Raw genomic sequence first — 15,033 nt, 5'->3', positions numbered from 1 at the left:
GCTGGCGCGGTGCATCGCGCACTCTCGTTGAGATGATCGACGCGAGCGCGCTCGGGCGCGCGGTTAAGATGGCCGGGGGTGTGAGCAGCTCGCTCCCCCGGCCGTCACTGCATATGAATAGCAATGCGGCGGAAAGGATAGCCATGGTCCAACGACGCACAGTTCGGCTAATAGTCCTGATCGCGACAGGTGTCATCCTATCAATCGAGGTCTTCCATTTCTTCGCAGATGAACCCAAGCGCTTTAGTGAAGTTTATGCTGGAGCTGTTCAAATGGCTCATCCAGAGTATCGGATGCGTCCCACGGACGTATCAATCGGCTTGATTTCAACGCGCCTTGAATTCCGAGGTGATGGATATGGAAGGTCGAAAATCGGGTCTCTCGACGCCTCGGTTAGCATGAATGCTCTGAGATATCTCAGCAAGTCGCTGCCTCCTAGTACCAAAATGACAGGAATACTTCATGCATTTAGTGGCGGGCAAGGTACAAATGATAGCGCGAAGATGCAAGCTCGTCACAAGCTCGCGGAGTTGCCGGAAAATACGTTTTCCACTGCAGTGATTGAGCTGACCGAGCCTTTGGATGAGCAGAAGCTGAACCTGGCGCTCGCGGGCTTGGTGGATACAAAGACGGATATTTCATTTCTATTTCTGTCAACCACGGGAATGGGAATGAAAAAGCCGATCTTCTGGCGGCCTTGCGCCGTCTATCGGGTAGCCTTGTGCGAGCAGGCCTCCAGCCTGGAATTATATCGCCGATGGGTGTCCCGGCTCTCCTGGGTTGACGGAATTGGCCTCGCACAAATGGATTTGGACATCAACCGATTGCGAGAGGCTGCGCGAGAAGGGCGCGTCTATGGTTTTCTTACATCCGGGTACTCCCAACCCCGGCTATTAGAGATTTTGAACATGCCGGCCGTTCGTACGATACGCATAGTTGATGCATGGACCATCGGTTGAACGGATCACACTTTCCGTTCTTCTGGCCAAACTTCTATCGCAAGAGACATTGCGATAGACAGGACTATCCGTCGTCACTCTCAGTGTCGCCCAAGTCGCGTTCTACAGTTCGCCCGACATTTCGAGATCATAAAGGGGGGGTCGAGGATGACGAAGATCCCTGCGATCGAATTAGGGCCTGTGCGGAGTCCGGATCTTCTGATGGGTTGGAGGCTCCGGAGCCACAGGAGGGCTCCTCGTAGATGGAGGCCGACGAGGTAGCTGCCGGGGGTCTTGTCAAAGCGGAAGCCAGCCCTCGTCACTCCTTGATCTGATTGATGTACCGTTCCGCCAAGTTGCGCTGCCTGTAGAGGTCTGGATCATGACCGACCGGGCGGCCGCCGCGGGAGCCGCGTTACTTGCGGTTGGCCGCTGGGTCGGTTTCCTTTGGGATGGCGGCCTTGGTACCGCGTCGGCGTGGATAGGCGCGGTTGCCACGAGAGGAGTGCGCCTTATCGGCGGCGGCCGCGCCAGGCCGGTGTGCGGATGCCCGATGGGCAGCCAGATCTACGCTGGCGCGAAGTGGAGCTCGGCCTGGCGTGTGGGGCATGCGGTTCGTGCGCCGGTTGCCCGAGGAAGCCTCGAAGGGCCTCCTCGAGAGTCCGTGGCTGGGCGCCCGTGCAGCGCAGGAATTGACACAACTGGCTGAGGCCCCGTTGGGGCGGGGGAAGTGTCGTCCTGACGAGGCCTGCAAGATCAAGGCTATGTTAAGAATTATTGCCTAGGCTCTTGACCGGGGCAGTGGTTGAGCATAATTATCACCGCGTGGAACTACTTGGCCGGATCAGGACCGAGCGGCATGAGATGCCCGATGCCCTGCGGAAGGTTGCCGACGCGATCCTCGCCAGCCCGGGCGAGGCCGCCAGGCTGACGATCGTCGACCTCGCCGAGCGGAGCCGCACCTCCACGGCCACGATCACCAGGTTCTGCCGAGCACTAGGCTTCGCGGGCTACGCCGAGCTACGGGTAGCAGTGGCCACCGAGACCGGACGAGTGGCCCAGCAGACCTGGCAGACCGACATAGGCCAGGAAATCCTCCCCGACGACAGCCTGGAAAAGGTCTTGGGCGTTGTGTCCGGCAACGACATCCGCCTGATCCAGGAGACCGGTGACCAGCTCGACCTGGCCGTGGTGGCCAAGGTCGCGCAGGCCGTGGCGGGTGCGGGCCGGGTGTTGCTGTTCGGGGTGTCGAGCAGTGCGGCGGTGGCCAGTGAGATGGAGTACCGCCTGCAGCGGATGCGGGTCCCCACTTGGAGCAGGTCCGACGCCCACAGTGCGCTCACCGACGCGGCGCTGCTGGGTCAGGGCGATGTGGCCATCGGCATCTCGCACAGCGGCAGGACGCGCGAGGTGATCGAGGTGCTGGCCGAGGCCGGCAGCCATGGCGCGATCACGGTGGCGGTGACGTCGCATCCGCGATCCCCGCTGGCCGAGGTGGCCGAGCTGGTGCTGACCACGTCCAGCCGCGAGACGACGTTCAGGGCTGACGGGTTCGCCGCGATCCACTCGCAGCTGCTCGTGCTGGACGTGGTGTACGTGTCGGTCGCGCAGCGTACGTACGAGCGGACCAGGCAGGCGTTCGACGTCACGGTCAGGGCCGTGGCGGGACACCGCCTGTCAGAAGGAGATATATGACGATAAATCCGGACGCATTTGCCGAGCACATCGCGCACCTCGTCCAGACGATCCCGAAAGATCCGGCCATCCACCGGGCCGCCGACCTGTTCACCCAGGCGCTGACCAAGGGCGGCGTCATCCAGGCGTTCGGCTCCGGCCACTCCGAGGCGGTCGCCATGGAGATCGCCGGCCGCGCCGGCGGCCTCGTCCCGACGAACCGGCTCGCGCTCAGGGACATCGTCCTGTACGGCGGCGCCCCCAGATCCGAGCTGGACCGCTACGACCTCGAACGCGACCCGGCCGTGGCCCACGCCATCCTGGACAACGCCCCCGTCCACGACGACGACCTCTTCGTCATCATCTCCAACTCCGGCGTGAACGGCGTGGTGGTCGAGCTGGCCACGCTGGTCAAGGAGCGCGGCCACGCCCTGGTCGCCATCACCTCGCACGCGCACAGCGACGCCGTCCCCTCCCGCCACCCCTCAGGACGCAAGCTCACCGACCTGGCCGACGTCGTCCTCGACAACCGGGCCCCGTACGGCGACGCCGTGCTGCCCCTGCCCGACGGAGGCGCCACCGGAGCCGTCTCCACCATCACCTCAGCCCTGCTCGCCCAGCTCGTCGTGGCACAGACCGTGAGCAACCTCCTCCAAGCCGGACAGGTGCCCCCGGTCTACCTCTCGGCCAACGTGCCGGAGGGCGACGCGCACAACCTCAAGCTGGAAGCCCTGTACGCGGGCCGCATCCGCCGCGGGGCCTGACCCCTCGCTCCACATCAAGACAGCCCACATCAAGACAGCCGCACCAAGGCCACACCAAAGCCGCACGACAGCTCTGTTTGGCATGCCGCACATTCGGGGGCCACTGAAACAAGGAGAACCCCACCCATGTCGCGAAATTTCCGAAAAGTCCTGCTGTCCTTAGCCACCCCCCTGGCCCTGACCGCAGCCCTGGCCATCGCCAACCCCGCCAGCGCCGACCAGGCAGTACGCCTCCAATACCGAACCAGCGCCCCCGGCGCCAGCACCGCCCAAGCCGAGCCCTGGCTCCAGCTCTTCAACGACGGCACCACCACCATCCCCCTCAACCAGGTCAAGATCCGCTACTACCTGACAGGCACCGAGTCCTACCGCTTCGCCTGCTCCTGGGCAGTGATCTCCTGCTCAACGGTGACGGGCCACTTCGTCCCCCAATCAGCCGGCGCGCAATACCTGGAGATCGGCTTCACCGCAGGCCAACTGGCCCCCGGCGCCACCACCCGCGACCTGCAACTGCGCTTCTACCGAGCCGACTGGCAGAGCTTCACCCAGAGTGACGACCCTTCCTACGGCGCCCAGACCTCCTACACGGACTGGGACAAGATCGCCGTCTACGTGAACGGCGAGCTGGCCTGGGGTGACCCCTCCGGCAGTGGCCCGGACCCCGACCCCGACCCGACAGATCCGCCCGGCCCCGGCGGCGTCCTGTTCGACGATTTCACGTACACGAACTCGACAGACCCACGGCTGGCCCAGCGCGGCTGGACCGTGCGCGGCAGCTCAGGCGGCCCCGGCGTGCCCGGCGCCACCTGGTCCCCGTCGGCGATCACGTTCCCCGGCGGCCTGCTCACCCTCGACTCCTCGACGAACGGCACCGCCTCGGGCACCGTGCACACCGAGCTCTCCACCGCCAACCGCAAGTTCTTCGAGGGCACGTACGGCGCCCGCGTGCGGTTCAGTGACGCCCCGACCAGCGGCCCGGACGGCGAGCACGTCGTGCAGACGTTCTTCACCATCACCCCGCTCCGCTTCAACCTGGACCCCGACTACGGCGAGCTCGACTTCGAGTACCTGCCGAACGGCGGCTGGGGCGAGCCGTCCAACATCCTCTACACCACCAGCTGGGAGACCTACCAGGGCGAGCCGTGGCAGGCGGTGAACACGCACACCGAGGAGCGCGCCAGCTTCGCCGGCTGGCACGACCTGGTCATGCAGGTCGCGAACGGCCGGATCAAGTACTACGTCGACGGCCGCCTGTTCGCCGACCACGGCGGCATCTACTACCCCGAGACGCCCCAGTGGATCATGTTCAACCAGTGGTTCATCGATCTTCAGGCCGCGACCGGCACCCGTACCTACCGCCAGCAGGTCGACTGGGTCTACCACGCCAAGAACGAGGTCGTCTCGCCCGCCGGGGTGCTGAGCCGGATCAACGATCTCCGAGCCGAGGGCACCGCCTTCCGCGACACCGTCCCCAACCCGTAGCGAGAAGGCAAGGCAACATGAAGCACCGACTCACCGCCGCGGTGGCAGCACTGGCCCTGGCCGCGGCGGCGTGCGGCTCAGGCGCGAGCACAGGCGCCCCGGCGAGCACCGGCCCGGCCAAGCTGACCGTCTGGATCATGGACGGCAGCGTCACGCAGGACCTGCTGAAGACGTTCGAGACCCGCTATGAGGCCGCCCATCCCAACGTGGACCTCGACCTCCAGATCCAGGCCTGGGACGGCATCGGCGAGCGGGTGACCGCCGCGCTGGCCAGCACCGACGCCCCCGACGTGATGGAGGTGGGCAACACGCAGGTCGCGCAGTACGCGGCCAGCGGCGGCGTCACCGACCTCACCGCCAAGATCGCCGACCTCAAGGGCGAGGACTGGCTGCCCGGCCTGGCCCAGCCGGGCAACATCGACGGCAAGCAGTACGGCATCCCCTGGTACGCCGCCAACCGGGTCGTCGTCTACAACAAGGACCTGTTCACCAAGGCCGGGATCGACGCCCCACCGAAGACAAGGGACGAATGGCTAAAGATCACGGCCAAGCTGAACAAGGGCGGTGACCAGGGCATCTATCTGCCCGGGCAGACCTGGTACGCGTTCGCCGGGTTCGTCTGGGACGAGGGCGGTGACCTCGCCGTACAAGAAGGCGGCAAGTGGCGAGGCGCTCTCGACACCCCGCAGGCGCTGGCCGGGATGGACTTCTACCAACGCCTCCAAGCCCTGGGCAAGGGCCCCAAGGAGGCGGACGAGGCCAACCCGCCCCAGCATGAGGTGTTCGCCCAGGGCAAGACGGCGCAGATCATCGCCGTGCCCGGCATCGCCGCCCGAGTCCTGGAGGTCGAGCCGAAGCTCAAGGACAAGATGGGCTTCTTCCCGATCCCCGGCAAGACCGCGGACCGGCCCGGCGCCGTCTTCACCGGCGGCTCCGACCTGATCGTCCCGGTCGCCGCCAAGCACCAGGACGAGGCCTACGAGGTGATCAAGGCCCTGGCCGGGGAGCAGTTCCAGACCGAGCTCGCGAAAACGATGAGCTTCGTGCCCAACCGCACGTCGCTGGCCTCCGTGTTGTCCGGGGACGAGGGCACCGCCGCCATGGCGGTCGGCGCCGCCGTCGGCCGGGCCACTCCGAACACCCCCAACTGGGCGGCCGTCGAGGCCACCTCGGTCATCAAGCAGTACATGACCGCGGTGCTCACCGGCGCCGACCCCGCCACCGAGGCGAAGAAGGTCTCCGAGTCCATCACCACGACACTCAACAGCGGGTCCTGAGTTGCGGACCCGCTCCTTCTGGCCCTACCTGCTCATCGCCCCCACGGTGGCGGGTGGGGCCTTCCTCCTCCTTTATCCGCTGCTCAAGGCGGCCGTGATCTCGCTCCAGCACTTCCGTATGGGTGAGCTCATCAGGGGCGGCGCCGAGTTCATCGGCCTCGGCAACTACCACGAGTTGCTGTCCGGAGCCGAGTTCTGGCAGGTGCTGCTGCGCACGGTCGTCTGGACCGCGGTCACCGTGGTCCTCATCGTGGTGTTGTCCACCGGCGTCGCCCTGATGCTCGTACGGCTGCGGCGCGGCATGCGCCTGGCCCTGATGAGCGCGCTGGCCCTGGCCTGGGCCACGCCGGTGATCGCGGCCACCACGATCTTCCAGTGGCTGTTCCAGTCGGAGCTGGGGGTCGTCAACTGGCTGCTGACGGCGCTCGGCTTCGGCTCCTTCGACGGCTACGCCTGGTTCGCCGACGGGACCGCGACCTTTGCCGTGCTGGTCATCCTGGTCGTCTGGCAGTCGGTGCCGTTCGCCGCCCTCACCCTCTACGCGGGGCTCACCACGATCCCGGCCGAGCTGTACGAGTCGGCGAGGATCGACGGCGGCACCGGATGGCAGGTCTTCTGGAAGATCACCGTGCCGATCCTCAGACAGCTCTTCGCGCTGATCACGGCGCTGGAGGTGATCTGGGTGGCCAAGTGCTTCCCGCAGATCTGGGTGCTCAGCCAGGGCGGCCCCGGCGACGCCACCACCACCCTGCCGATCTACGCGTTCAAGATCGCCCGGGTGCTGCACCGGTACGACCTGGGCTCGGCGGTCGCCCTGCTCACCGTCGTGATCCTCGCCGTGGCCCTGATCAGCAACCTGCGACGGATGGTCCGCTCATGAGAAGGCTCACGCTCAACGCCGCGGCGCTGGCCGTACTGCTGGTGACGATCTTCCCGGTCTACTGGATGTTCCTGACGGCGTTCAAGCCGACCGGGGACATCCAGTCCGAGACCCCGACGTTCTGGCCTGCCGCCCCCACCCTGGAGCATTTCGCGACCGCCGTGAACGCGCCCGGCTTCTGGGTCTTCTGGCGCAACAGCCTGCTGGTGACCGTGGTCGCCGTGCTGCTCGCGCTGGTGGTGGCGCTGCTGGCGGCGTTCGCGGTGGCCCGGATGCGGTGGCGCGGGAAGGGCGCGTTCGTGGTCATGGTGTTCGCCGCGCAGATGGCGCCGTGGGAGGCGCTGCTGGTGCCGGTGTTCATCATCGCCAGGGACACCGACCTGCTCGACTCGCTGGCCATGCTGACCGGGGTCTACTTCATGATCACCCTGCCGTTCACGATCGTCGCGCTGCGCGGGTTCCTCGCCGCGATCCCGCCGGAGCTGGAGGAGGCGGCCCAGGTCGACGGGTGCAGCCGGCTGGTGGCGTTCCGCAGGGTGGTCTTCCCGCTGCTCGCGCCCGGGTTGATGGCGACCTCGCTGTTCGGGTTCATCACCGCCTGGAACGAGTTCGCCTTCGTCAACGTGCTGATCATCAAGGACCACGACAAACGGACGCTGCCCGTCTGGCTGTCGTCCTTCCGCGACGTCTTCGGCACCGACTGGGGCGCGACCATGGCCGCGGCCAGCCTGTTCGCGCTTCCGGCGCTGCTGCTCTTCCTCTTCCTGCAGCGGCGGGTGGGCGCGGGCATGACGGCCGGCGCGATCAAGGGGTGACGGGAGGGTGGCCACCCTCGTCAGGCGCCGGTGGTGAAGCGGGCGTGCGCGGCCTTCCACTCGCTCTCCGGCAGCAGGCCACGGGCCGAGAGCCAGGCCGCCGCCCCCGCCGCGTCCCGCGCCGTCGCCACCGCGGTCCCCACCTCCGTGCCCGCCAGCAGCTTCTGTACGCCCTGCCGTACGGGGCCCTCGTTCGTCAGCACGCTCCCCGCGAGCACCACGGGACCGGAGACGTGCACCCGCCTGACCGTGGCGACCAGGTGATCGGCCGCCTCCCGGGCGATCCTGAGCGCCATCGGGTCGCCTGCCGCCGAGGCCTGGCTCACCAGGGGCGACAACGCGGCCAGCCGCATGTGATCCGCCTGCGCGAGGCGTACGAGACGGTCCGCGGCCTCGCGCGGCGAGGAGCCGCGCTCGGCGCCGAGGAAGTGCTCCAGCACCAGCTCGGTGAGCAGGCCGGAAGAGGAGCCGCCAGGCGCGGCGGGCCGGTCGCGGTCACCGTCGCGGTCACCGTCGCGGGGAGTGGCGGCGGGCCGGTCGAGGGCGGCGGCGACGGCCTTGGCCGCGGCGCGGCCGATCCAGAAGCCGGAGCCCTCGTCGCCCAGCAACCAGCCGAGGCCGTCGGCGATGTCGACCATCTCGTAGTCGGCGATCCGGGCCGCCACCGCGCCCGTGCCCGACAGCAGCACCGAACCGTCCGGCTCGGGCGTGCCCGCCACGTACGCGATCATCACGTCGCCCGTGAGCCGGGGAGCGGCAGGGATGCCCAGGTCTGCCCAGGCCTTGCCCAGTTCGGGCGCCATCGACATGACGTGCCCGGCGACCCCGGCCAGGGACGCCGCCACGCGGGAGCCGTCGTGGCCGGTCAGGGCCTCGCGCAGGGTGCCGCCGATGTGGGCGACCGCCTTGACGGACCCGTGGGCGCTGGGATTGCCCGCGCCACTCCTGGCATAGCCGACGCGGGTGCCGTCGAGGGTGTGCACCGCGACCCGGGTGAAGGTGGCGCCGGCGTCGACACCGACCACGAGCGAATTCGTCACGATCAGATTGTGGGTCTTGACTTGACCGCATTGCAAGAATAATTTTCGCCAGAAGACGCGATATCCGGAAGGAATGTTCGTGACTTCAGGAGCACTAGGCCGGATCGCGACAGAGCTGCCCGGTTTGCCAGAGGCGTTGCGCCGGGTCGGCGAGGTCATCCTCGCCGATCCGGCTGAGGCGGCCAGGATGACCATCATCACGCTGGCCGAGCGCGCGGGCAGCTCGCCCGCGACCGTGACCCGGTTCTGCCGCGCCTTCGGCTTCTCCGGCTACGCCGAGCTGCGGGTGGCGCTGGCCACCGAGACCGGCAGGGCGGCCCAGGCAGGCTGGGGCGCGGGGGTGGGGCACGAGATCGGCCCCGACGACCCGATCGACGCGGCCATCGAGGTGATGGCCGCCGCCGACGCCCGGCTCATCCAGGACACCGCCGCCCAGCTCGATCCGGGCGTGGTGGCCAAGGTCGCCGACGACATCATCGCCGCCCGCAGGGTGCTCCTGGTCGGCGTCTCCACCAGCGGCAACGTCGCGACCATGCTGGAGGGCCGGCTGCGGCGGATCGGCATCCCGTGCTGGAGCGCGGGTGACGCGCACGTCGCCCTGTCGGAGGCGGCCCTGATGAACGCCGAGGACATCGCGATCGGCATCAGCCACCGGGGCCGCACCCGCGAGGTCATGGAGGCGCTGGCCGAGGCGGGCAGCCACGGCGCCAGGACGGTCGCCGTCACCTCCTTCGCCCGCTCGCCGCTGGCCGAGCTCGCCGACCTGGTGCTGACGACGGCCAGCAGGGAGACCACGTTCCGGCTCGGCGGGCTGGCCGCGGTCCACTCGCAGCTGTTCGTCCTCGACGCCGTCTACGTGGCGGTCGCCCAGCGCACCTACGAGCGCACCAACCAGGCGTTCGAGCTCACGATCAGCGCGGTGGAGAGCCACCGCGTGGAGAGAGGCTAGATGACGTACGCATCCATGGCCCTGGAGCTGGCCCGTCAGGTCGCCGAGACGCAGGAGGAGCCGGTGCGGCGGGCGGCCGAGGCCGTCGTGGCGTCGCTGCGGGCGGGCGGCGTGGTCAACGCGTTCGGGTCGGGACACTCCGAGGCCATCGCCATGGAGATCGCGGGCCGGGCGGGCGGGCTGGTGCCGAGCAACCGGCTCACGCCCAAAGACCTGGTCCTGTACGGCGGTGAGCCGGCCAGTGTGCTCACCCCCGAGCTGGAGCGCGATCCGGCGGTCGCGCACCGCATCTACGAGCTGGCGCCGGTCGCGCCGCAGGACGTGTTCGTGCTGGTCTCCAGCTCGGGCGTGAACGGCACGGTGGTCGAGCTGGCCTCACTGGTGAAGGAGCGCGGTCACCAGCTGATCGCGATCACCTCGGTGAAGCACAGCATCCAGATGACCTCCCGGCACCCGTCGGGCGGCAAGCTGCTCGACCTGGCCGACATCGTGCTGGACAACGGCGCGCCCTACGGCGACGCCCTCATGGAGCTGCCCGGAGGCGGCAGCTACGGCGCGGTCTCCACGATCACCTCGGCGCTGCTGGCCCAGATGGTGGTCACCGAAGCCGTGGACATGCTGGTGGAGCTGGGGGAGACACCGCCGGTCTACCTGTCGGTAAACGTTACCGGCGGCGACGAGCACAACAAGGCCTTGGAGAGCCGCTACGCAGGACGCATCAGACGTGGAGCTTGACCAGTCAGGAGTAGTTCACATGCCCAACACCCCCCACAGCATCACCCGGCGCGCACTCCTGCGCGCCGCCGCCATCGCCCCCGTGGCGGGCGCGCTCGCCGCCTGCGCCACCCCGCAGACGCAGGCCCCCGCCTCGTCGGCCGCCCCGGTCGCGACCAGCGCCGCGAACCCCTTCGGCGTGGACGCCAAGAAGCCGCTGGAGGTGTGGATCTTCGACGGCGGCTTCGGCAACGCCTACGCCACGGACATCCACCAGCCGCTGTTCAAGACCAAGTATCCCGACGTGGCGATCAAGCACAACTCCACCAAGGAGATCACCAAGGTCCTGCAGCCGAGGTTCGCCGGCGGCAACCCGCCGGACGTCATCGACAACTCCGGCGCCAACGCCATGGACATGGGCGCGCTGGCCCAGGACGGCCAGCTCCAGGACCTGACCCCGATGCTGGACGCGCCGAGCTGGGACGACCCCGCCGTCAAGGTGAAGGACATCCTCGACCCGGCGGTGATCGAGTTCGGCACCTACGACGGCAAGTTCAGCGTGCTGGGCTACGTCAACTACATCCACGGCATCTGGTACTCCCAGAAGGTCTTCCGGGACAACGGCTGGACGGCGCCGACGACCTGGGACGATTTCCTCAAGCTGTGCGAGACGATCAAGAAGTCCGGCAAGATGGCGCCGTTCACCTACGCCGGCAAGCACCCGCAGTACCTGTACGAGCCGCTGCTGACCATGGCCGCGAAGATCGGCGGCAACGAGGTCCTGGTCAACATCGACAACCTTGAGGACGGCGCCTGGTCCAGCGAGCCGATGAAGACGGCCGCCACCGCGTGGGCCGAGGTCGGGGCCAAGTATCTGATGGAGGGCACCGCCGGCCTGGACCACGTCCAGACCCAGACGGCGCAGAACAAGTACCAGGTGGCCATGCTGCCGTCCGGGTCGTGGCTGGAGAACGAGCAGAAGACCACCACGCCCGACGACTTCGAGTACGCCATGTTCCCCATCCCCGACTTCACCGACTCCGACAAGATGCCCCACGGCACCCTGCACACCCAGCCGGGCGAGTCGTTCATCGTCCCGGCCAAGGGCGCCAACCCGCAGGGCGGCATGGAGTACCTGCGGGCCATGCTGTCGAAGAAGGCGGCCGGCGACTTCAGCGAGCTGGTGCGTACGGTGTCGGTGGTCAAGGGCGCGGGCGACGGGCGCGAGCTGTCGCCCGGCGCGAAGAGCGCCACGGCGGCGCTCGCCGCCGCCGGCGCCAACACCGTCTACTACCGCTGGCGCACCTGGTACGCCCAGCTCCACGACGAGGCGGTCGCCGCCACCGGCCAGCTGATGACCGGCGGAGTCACCCCCGAGGAGTACGTGAACCGCCTGCAGAAGAAGGCGGATGAGATCAAGAACGACTCCTCGATCAAGAAGTACAAGCGCTGATGTTCAACACCTATCGCCGGGGCCTGTTCATCACCGCGTTCCTGGCGGCCCCGGTGACGCTCTACCTGGTCTACGTCATCTCGCCGTACGCCCAGGCGTTCTACATCGCGATGACCGACTGGCGAGGCGTGACCGCCACGCCGAACTTCGTCGGGCTGGACAACTTCGTCAGGCTCTTCTCCGACGGGATCTTCTGGAAGGCGGTCACGCACAACGCGGCGCTCCTCGTGCTGTTGCCGCTGGTGACGATCGTCATCGCCCTGTTCTTCGCGTTCCTGCTCAATGTGGGGCGCGAAGGGCGGGGCGTGGGCGGGGTCGCCGGGTCGAAGTTCTACCGGGTGCTGTTCTTCTTCCCCCAGGTGCTGGCCGTCACCGTGGTCGCGGTGCTGTTCCAGCAGGTGTTCAGACCCGACGGCAGCGGCATGCTGAACGGGCCGCTGATGGCGCTGGGGGGCGGCCCGGTCGGCTTCCTGTCCGATCCGGACCTGGCGTTCTGGTCGGTGCTCGGCGTCATGGTGTGGCAGGCGGTCGGCTTCTACGTGGTGCTGTTCTCCGCCGGGCTGGCCTCCATCCCGAGTGACATGTTCGAGGCGGCGCAGATCGACGGGGCCGGGCGGGTCAGCCTGTTCTTCCGGATCACGCTGCCGCTGCTCTGGGACACGGTGCAGGTGGCCTGGGTCTACCTCGGCATCCTGGCGCTGGACGTGTTCGCGATCGTGTGGGTGATGACCGACCAGCACGGCGGCCCGGACTTCTCCACCACGGTCATGGCCACCGAGATCTACCGCAACGCCTTCCAGTACTTCCGCTTCGGCTACGCCTCGGCGCTGGGCGTCGTGATGTTCTTCTTCACCATCGGCTTCGCCATCCTGTCGCTGCGCCTGTCACGTCGCGAAAGAATCGAGTACTAGAGATGACCTCGTGGACGGTCGCGAACTCCCGCAAGCTGGCCCGCCAGGAGAGCAGGCGGCGGCTGGGGCCGATGGCGATGCTGTCGCACCTGGCGCTGCTGCTGTGGACCGTGCTGACGGTGGTGCCGATCCTGTGGACGTTCCTGGCCTCGGTCAAGAGCGAGGACGAGATCTTCGGCAACGCCTGGTCGATGCCCGCCACCCTGCAGTGGGACAACTTCGCGCGGGCCTGGGAGCAGGCGCACATCGGCCAGTACATGATCAACAGTGTCGTGGTGGTGACCTTCAGCACGTTCGGCACCATGCTGTGCGGCGCGATGGCCGCCTACGTGCTGGCCCGCTACGCCTTCCGCGGCAACCGGGCCGTCTACCTCCTGTTCGTCTCCGGCCTGGCCTTCCCCGTGTACCTGGCGCTGACGCCGCTGTTCTTCGTGGTGCAGAACATGGGCAACGTGCCGCTGGTCGGGCCGTTCATCGGGCTCAACACGCATGCGGGCCTGGTGCTCGTCTACATCGCCTACTCGATGCCGTTCACGGTGTTCTTCCTGGCGGCGTTCTTCCGCACGCTGCCCACGGCGGTGGGGGAGGCGGCCATGGTGGACGGCGCGTCGCACACCCGCGTCTTCTTCCAGATCATGCTGCCGATGGCCAGGCCGGGCCTGGTGAGCATCACCATCTTCAACATCCTGGGCCAGTGGAACCAGTACCAGCTCCCGCTGGTGCTGCTGCAGGAGCGGGACAAGTGGGTGCTCACCCAGGGCATCGCGGACATCTCCACGGCCGCGGGCTACGACTCCGACTGGGCCGCCCTGTTCGCGGCGCTGACGCTGGCCATCCTGCCGATGCTGGTCGTCTACACGATCTTCCAGCGGCAGATCCAGGCCGGCCTGACCATGGGGGCGCTGAAGTAGAGCGGTCTCATGACGGCCGGGTGACCAGCAGCGGGTCGTCCAGGATGGCGGACACGGCGAAGCAGGTGGCGCCGTACAGCGCGGCGTCGCGCGCATGACCGGCGGCGCGCACCTCGAACGGCGGCGAGACCCGCAGCGTGTCGTGCGCGATCACCGGCCCGAGCCACTTCACCAGCCTGCCGAAGTGGCCGCCGAGGACGACCACCTGCGGGTTCAGCAGCATCCTGGCGTTCATGACGACGGAGTGGATCCGCTCGGCGGCCTCCTGCAGCGCCCGCAAGGTGACGGCGTCTCCCCGCTCGGCGCGCTCGGCGAGCTCCTCCACGCCCCGCTCGTGCTCGCCGATGCCGGAACGATCCAGCAGGGCCCGCAGCGACACGTACCGTTCGAGGCAGCCGCGCCGGCCGCACGGGCAGGGGAGCCCGCCGGGCTCGACCTCCAGGTGACCGAGCTCGCCCGCCGCCCCGTGAGCCCCGTAGACCAGGCGGCCGTCCACCACGACGCCGCCGCCGGCGCCGATCCCGCCCGCCAGATAGATCAGATCGCGCACCCCGGTCAGGCGCAGCAGTTGGTACTCGGCCCAGGTCTCCACGTTGCCGTCGTTGACCAGGGCGACCGGCCCGATCCCCGGGGCGAGCTGCTCGCGCAGGGCGGGAAGCAGCGGCGCGAGCCGCCACCCGAACGGCACGCTGGTCACGATGCCCCGATCCGTCCAGCCCGGCACGGCGACCACGACCGACACGGTCCGCCCGTGCCACTCGCCCACCGCCCGGAGGATCCGCTCGGCCAGCGCCTTGGCCATCTCGTCCGCCGTCGGCGCCCGCAGCCCGTGGGGCGCCCGCTCGTGGTAGCGCTCGCGCTCGGCCAGATCGGTGACCCGCACGGAGATGAACGCCGGATCCAGCCGGACCCCGACGGCCGCCACCGAGGTGTGCCCGAGCGTCAGCAGCCGCCGCGGCCGCCCGGCCGAGCCGGTGCCGCGCAGCCCCACCTCCTCGGCCAGCCCGTAGCCGATCAGCTCGCCGACCAGGCTGGTGACCGCGCCCGCGCCCAATCCGGTGTCGGCGGACACCTCGATCCTGGAGCTCTGCCCGTGATCGCGCAGGTGGTGCAGGACGAGGGAGAGATTGTGGCGCCGCAGGCTGAGCACGTCCGCTGCCCCGGAGTCCTTCACAGCGGAATTGTACGTTTCCTTGACCGAGGAAAACGGTGTGGCGGCGCACCG

General features: G+C 68.2%; 14 protein-coding genes. 12 read left to right on the top strand and 2 right to left on the bottom strand.

Annotation, left to right across the window (positions count from 1 at the left end):
* The first annotated feature begins 32 nt into the window (after nt 1-32).
* The 7 genes from ACTMTF_RS11355 to ACTMTF_RS11325 all read left to right on the top strand — a co-directional run bounded on the left by ACTMTF_RS11355 (nt 33) and on the right by ACTMTF_RS11325 (nt 7,830).
* Complete coding sequence (locus ACTMTF_RS11355) at nt 33-959, top strand: hypothetical protein (protein ID WP_441110551.1); 927 nt, start codon at nt 33-35, stop codon at nt 957-959.
* An 804-nt stretch (nt 960-1,763) separates the two neighbouring features.
* Complete coding sequence (locus ACTMTF_RS11350; protein ID WP_441110550.1) at nt 1,764-2,633, top strand: MurR/RpiR family transcriptional regulator; 870 nt, start codon at nt 1,764-1,766, stop codon at nt 2,631-2,633.
* A complete protein-coding gene (locus ACTMTF_RS11345; RefSeq protein WP_441110549.1) occupies nt 2,630-3,376 on the top strand; it encodes a sugar isomerase domain-containing protein in 747 nt (248 codons plus the stop codon). The genes ACTMTF_RS11350 and ACTMTF_RS11345 overlap by 4 nt, the downstream gene beginning before the upstream one ends.
* Nucleotides 3,377-3,502: 126 nt before the next feature.
* Nucleotides 3,503-4,858: a cellulose binding domain-containing protein gene (locus ACTMTF_RS11340; RefSeq protein ID WP_441110548.1), complete on the top strand. Its 1,356-nt coding sequence runs from the start codon at nt 3,503-3,505 to the stop codon at nt 4,856-4,858.
* A gap of 17 nt (nt 4,859-4,875) precedes the next feature.
* Nucleotides 4,876-6,135 carry an extracellular solute-binding protein gene (locus ACTMTF_RS11335; RefSeq protein WP_441110547.1) on the top strand — a complete coding sequence of 420 codons (1,260 nt, stop codon included), beginning with the start codon at nt 4,876-4,878 and terminating at the stop codon, nt 6,133-6,135.
* Nucleotide 6,136: 1 nt separating this feature from the next.
* Nucleotides 6,137-7,015: a carbohydrate ABC transporter permease gene (locus ACTMTF_RS11330; RefSeq protein ID WP_441110546.1), complete on the top strand. Its 879-nt coding sequence runs from the start codon at nt 6,137-6,139 to the stop codon at nt 7,013-7,015.
* Complete coding sequence (locus ACTMTF_RS11325; RefSeq protein WP_441110545.1) at nt 7,012-7,830, top strand: carbohydrate ABC transporter permease; 819 nt, start codon at nt 7,012-7,014, stop codon at nt 7,828-7,830. The genes ACTMTF_RS11330 and ACTMTF_RS11325 overlap by 4 nt, the downstream gene beginning before the upstream one ends.
* A gap of 20 nt (nt 7,831-7,850) precedes the next feature.
* On the opposite strand, the gene ACTMTF_RS11320 is transcribed toward ACTMTF_RS11325, so the two are convergent.
* Complete coding sequence (locus tag ACTMTF_RS11320) at nt 7,851-8,870, bottom strand: N-acetylglucosamine kinase (protein ID WP_441110544.1); 1,020 nt, start codon at nt 8,868-8,870, stop codon at nt 7,851-7,853.
* Nucleotides 8,871-8,943: 73 nt separating this feature from the next.
* Here ACTMTF_RS11320 and ACTMTF_RS11315 point away from each other — a divergent pair, with 73 nt between their 5' ends.
* Genes ACTMTF_RS11315 through ACTMTF_RS11295 form a run of 5 tightly spaced genes read left to right on the top strand, consistent with a single transcriptional unit; the run spans nt 8,944 to nt 13,808 of the window.
* Nucleotides 8,944-9,819, top strand: a complete 876-nt coding sequence (locus ACTMTF_RS11315; protein WP_441110543.1) for a MurR/RpiR family transcriptional regulator — start codon at nt 8,944-8,946, stop codon at nt 9,817-9,819.
* Nucleotides 9,820-10,554: a sugar isomerase domain-containing protein gene (locus ACTMTF_RS11310; protein ID WP_441110542.1), complete on the top strand. Its 735-nt coding sequence runs from the start codon at nt 9,820-9,822 to the stop codon at nt 10,552-10,554. It begins immediately after the preceding gene.
* 19 nt (nt 10,555-10,573) lie between these two features.
* Complete coding sequence (gene ngcE, locus ACTMTF_RS11305; RefSeq protein ID WP_441110541.1) at nt 10,574-11,986, top strand: N-acetylglucosamine/diacetylchitobiose ABC transporter substrate-binding protein; 1,413 nt, start codon at nt 10,574-10,576, stop codon at nt 11,984-11,986.
* Nucleotides 11,986-12,897: a carbohydrate ABC transporter permease gene (locus ACTMTF_RS11300; protein WP_397009057.1), complete on the top strand. Its 912-nt coding sequence runs from the start codon at nt 11,986-11,988 to the stop codon at nt 12,895-12,897. The genes ngcE and ACTMTF_RS11300 overlap by 1 nt, the downstream gene beginning before the upstream one ends.
* Before the next feature lie 2 nt (nt 12,898-12,899).
* Nucleotides 12,900-13,808, top strand: a complete 909-nt coding sequence (locus ACTMTF_RS11295; RefSeq protein ID WP_397009059.1) for a carbohydrate ABC transporter permease — start codon at nt 12,900-12,902, stop codon at nt 13,806-13,808.
* Nucleotides 13,809-13,815: 7 nt separating this feature from the next.
* On the opposite strand, the gene ACTMTF_RS11290 is transcribed toward ACTMTF_RS11295, so the two are convergent.
* A complete protein-coding gene (locus tag ACTMTF_RS11290) occupies nt 13,816-14,982 on the bottom strand; it encodes an ROK family protein (protein ID WP_441110540.1) in 1,167 nt (388 codons plus the stop codon).
* Nucleotides 14,983-15,033: the final 51 nt, after the last annotated feature.

Origin of the sequence: Nonomuraea sp. ZG12 (assembly GCF_052068115.1) — a bacterium.
GTDB lineage: Bacteria > Actinomycetota > Actinomycetes > Streptosporangiales > Streptosporangiaceae > Nonomuraea.
This window is presented reverse-complemented; position numbering and strand designations above follow the sequence as displayed.

What these genes read in the sequence shown, in the direction of transcription:
- ACTMTF_RS11355 (WP_441110551.1), top strand. Translation starts at nt 33, where the DNA reads ATGATCGACGCGAGCGCGCTCGGGCGCGCGGTTAAGATGGCCGGGGGT.
- ACTMTF_RS11345 (WP_441110549.1), top strand. Translation starts at nt 2,630, where the DNA reads ATGACGATAAATCCGGACGCATTTGCCGAGCACATCGCGCACCTCGTC.
- ACTMTF_RS11340 (WP_441110548.1), top strand. Translation starts at nt 3,503, where the DNA reads ATGTCGCGAAATTTCCGAAAAGTCCTGCTGTCCTTAGCCACCCCCCTG.
- ACTMTF_RS11335 (WP_441110547.1), top strand. Translation starts at nt 4,876, where the DNA reads ATGAAGCACCGACTCACCGCCGCGGTGGCAGCACTGGCCCTGGCCGCG.
- ACTMTF_RS11325 (WP_441110545.1), top strand. Translation starts at nt 7,012, where the DNA reads ATGAGAAGGCTCACGCTCAACGCCGCGGCGCTGGCCGTACTGCTGGTG.
- ACTMTF_RS11315 (WP_441110543.1), top strand. Translation starts at nt 8,944, where the DNA reads ATGTTCGTGACTTCAGGAGCACTAGGCCGGATCGCGACAGAGCTGCCC.
- ACTMTF_RS11310 (WP_441110542.1), top strand. Translation starts at nt 9,820, where the DNA reads ATGACGTACGCATCCATGGCCCTGGAGCTGGCCCGTCAGGTCGCCGAG.
- ngcE (WP_441110541.1), top strand. Translation starts at nt 10,574, where the DNA reads ATGCCCAACACCCCCCACAGCATCACCCGGCGCGCACTCCTGCGCGCC.
- ACTMTF_RS11300 (WP_397009057.1), top strand. Translation starts at nt 11,986, where the DNA reads ATGTTCAACACCTATCGCCGGGGCCTGTTCATCACCGCGTTCCTGGCG.
- ACTMTF_RS11295 (WP_397009059.1), top strand. Translation starts at nt 12,900, where the DNA reads ATGACCTCGTGGACGGTCGCGAACTCCCGCAAGCTGGCCCGCCAGGAG.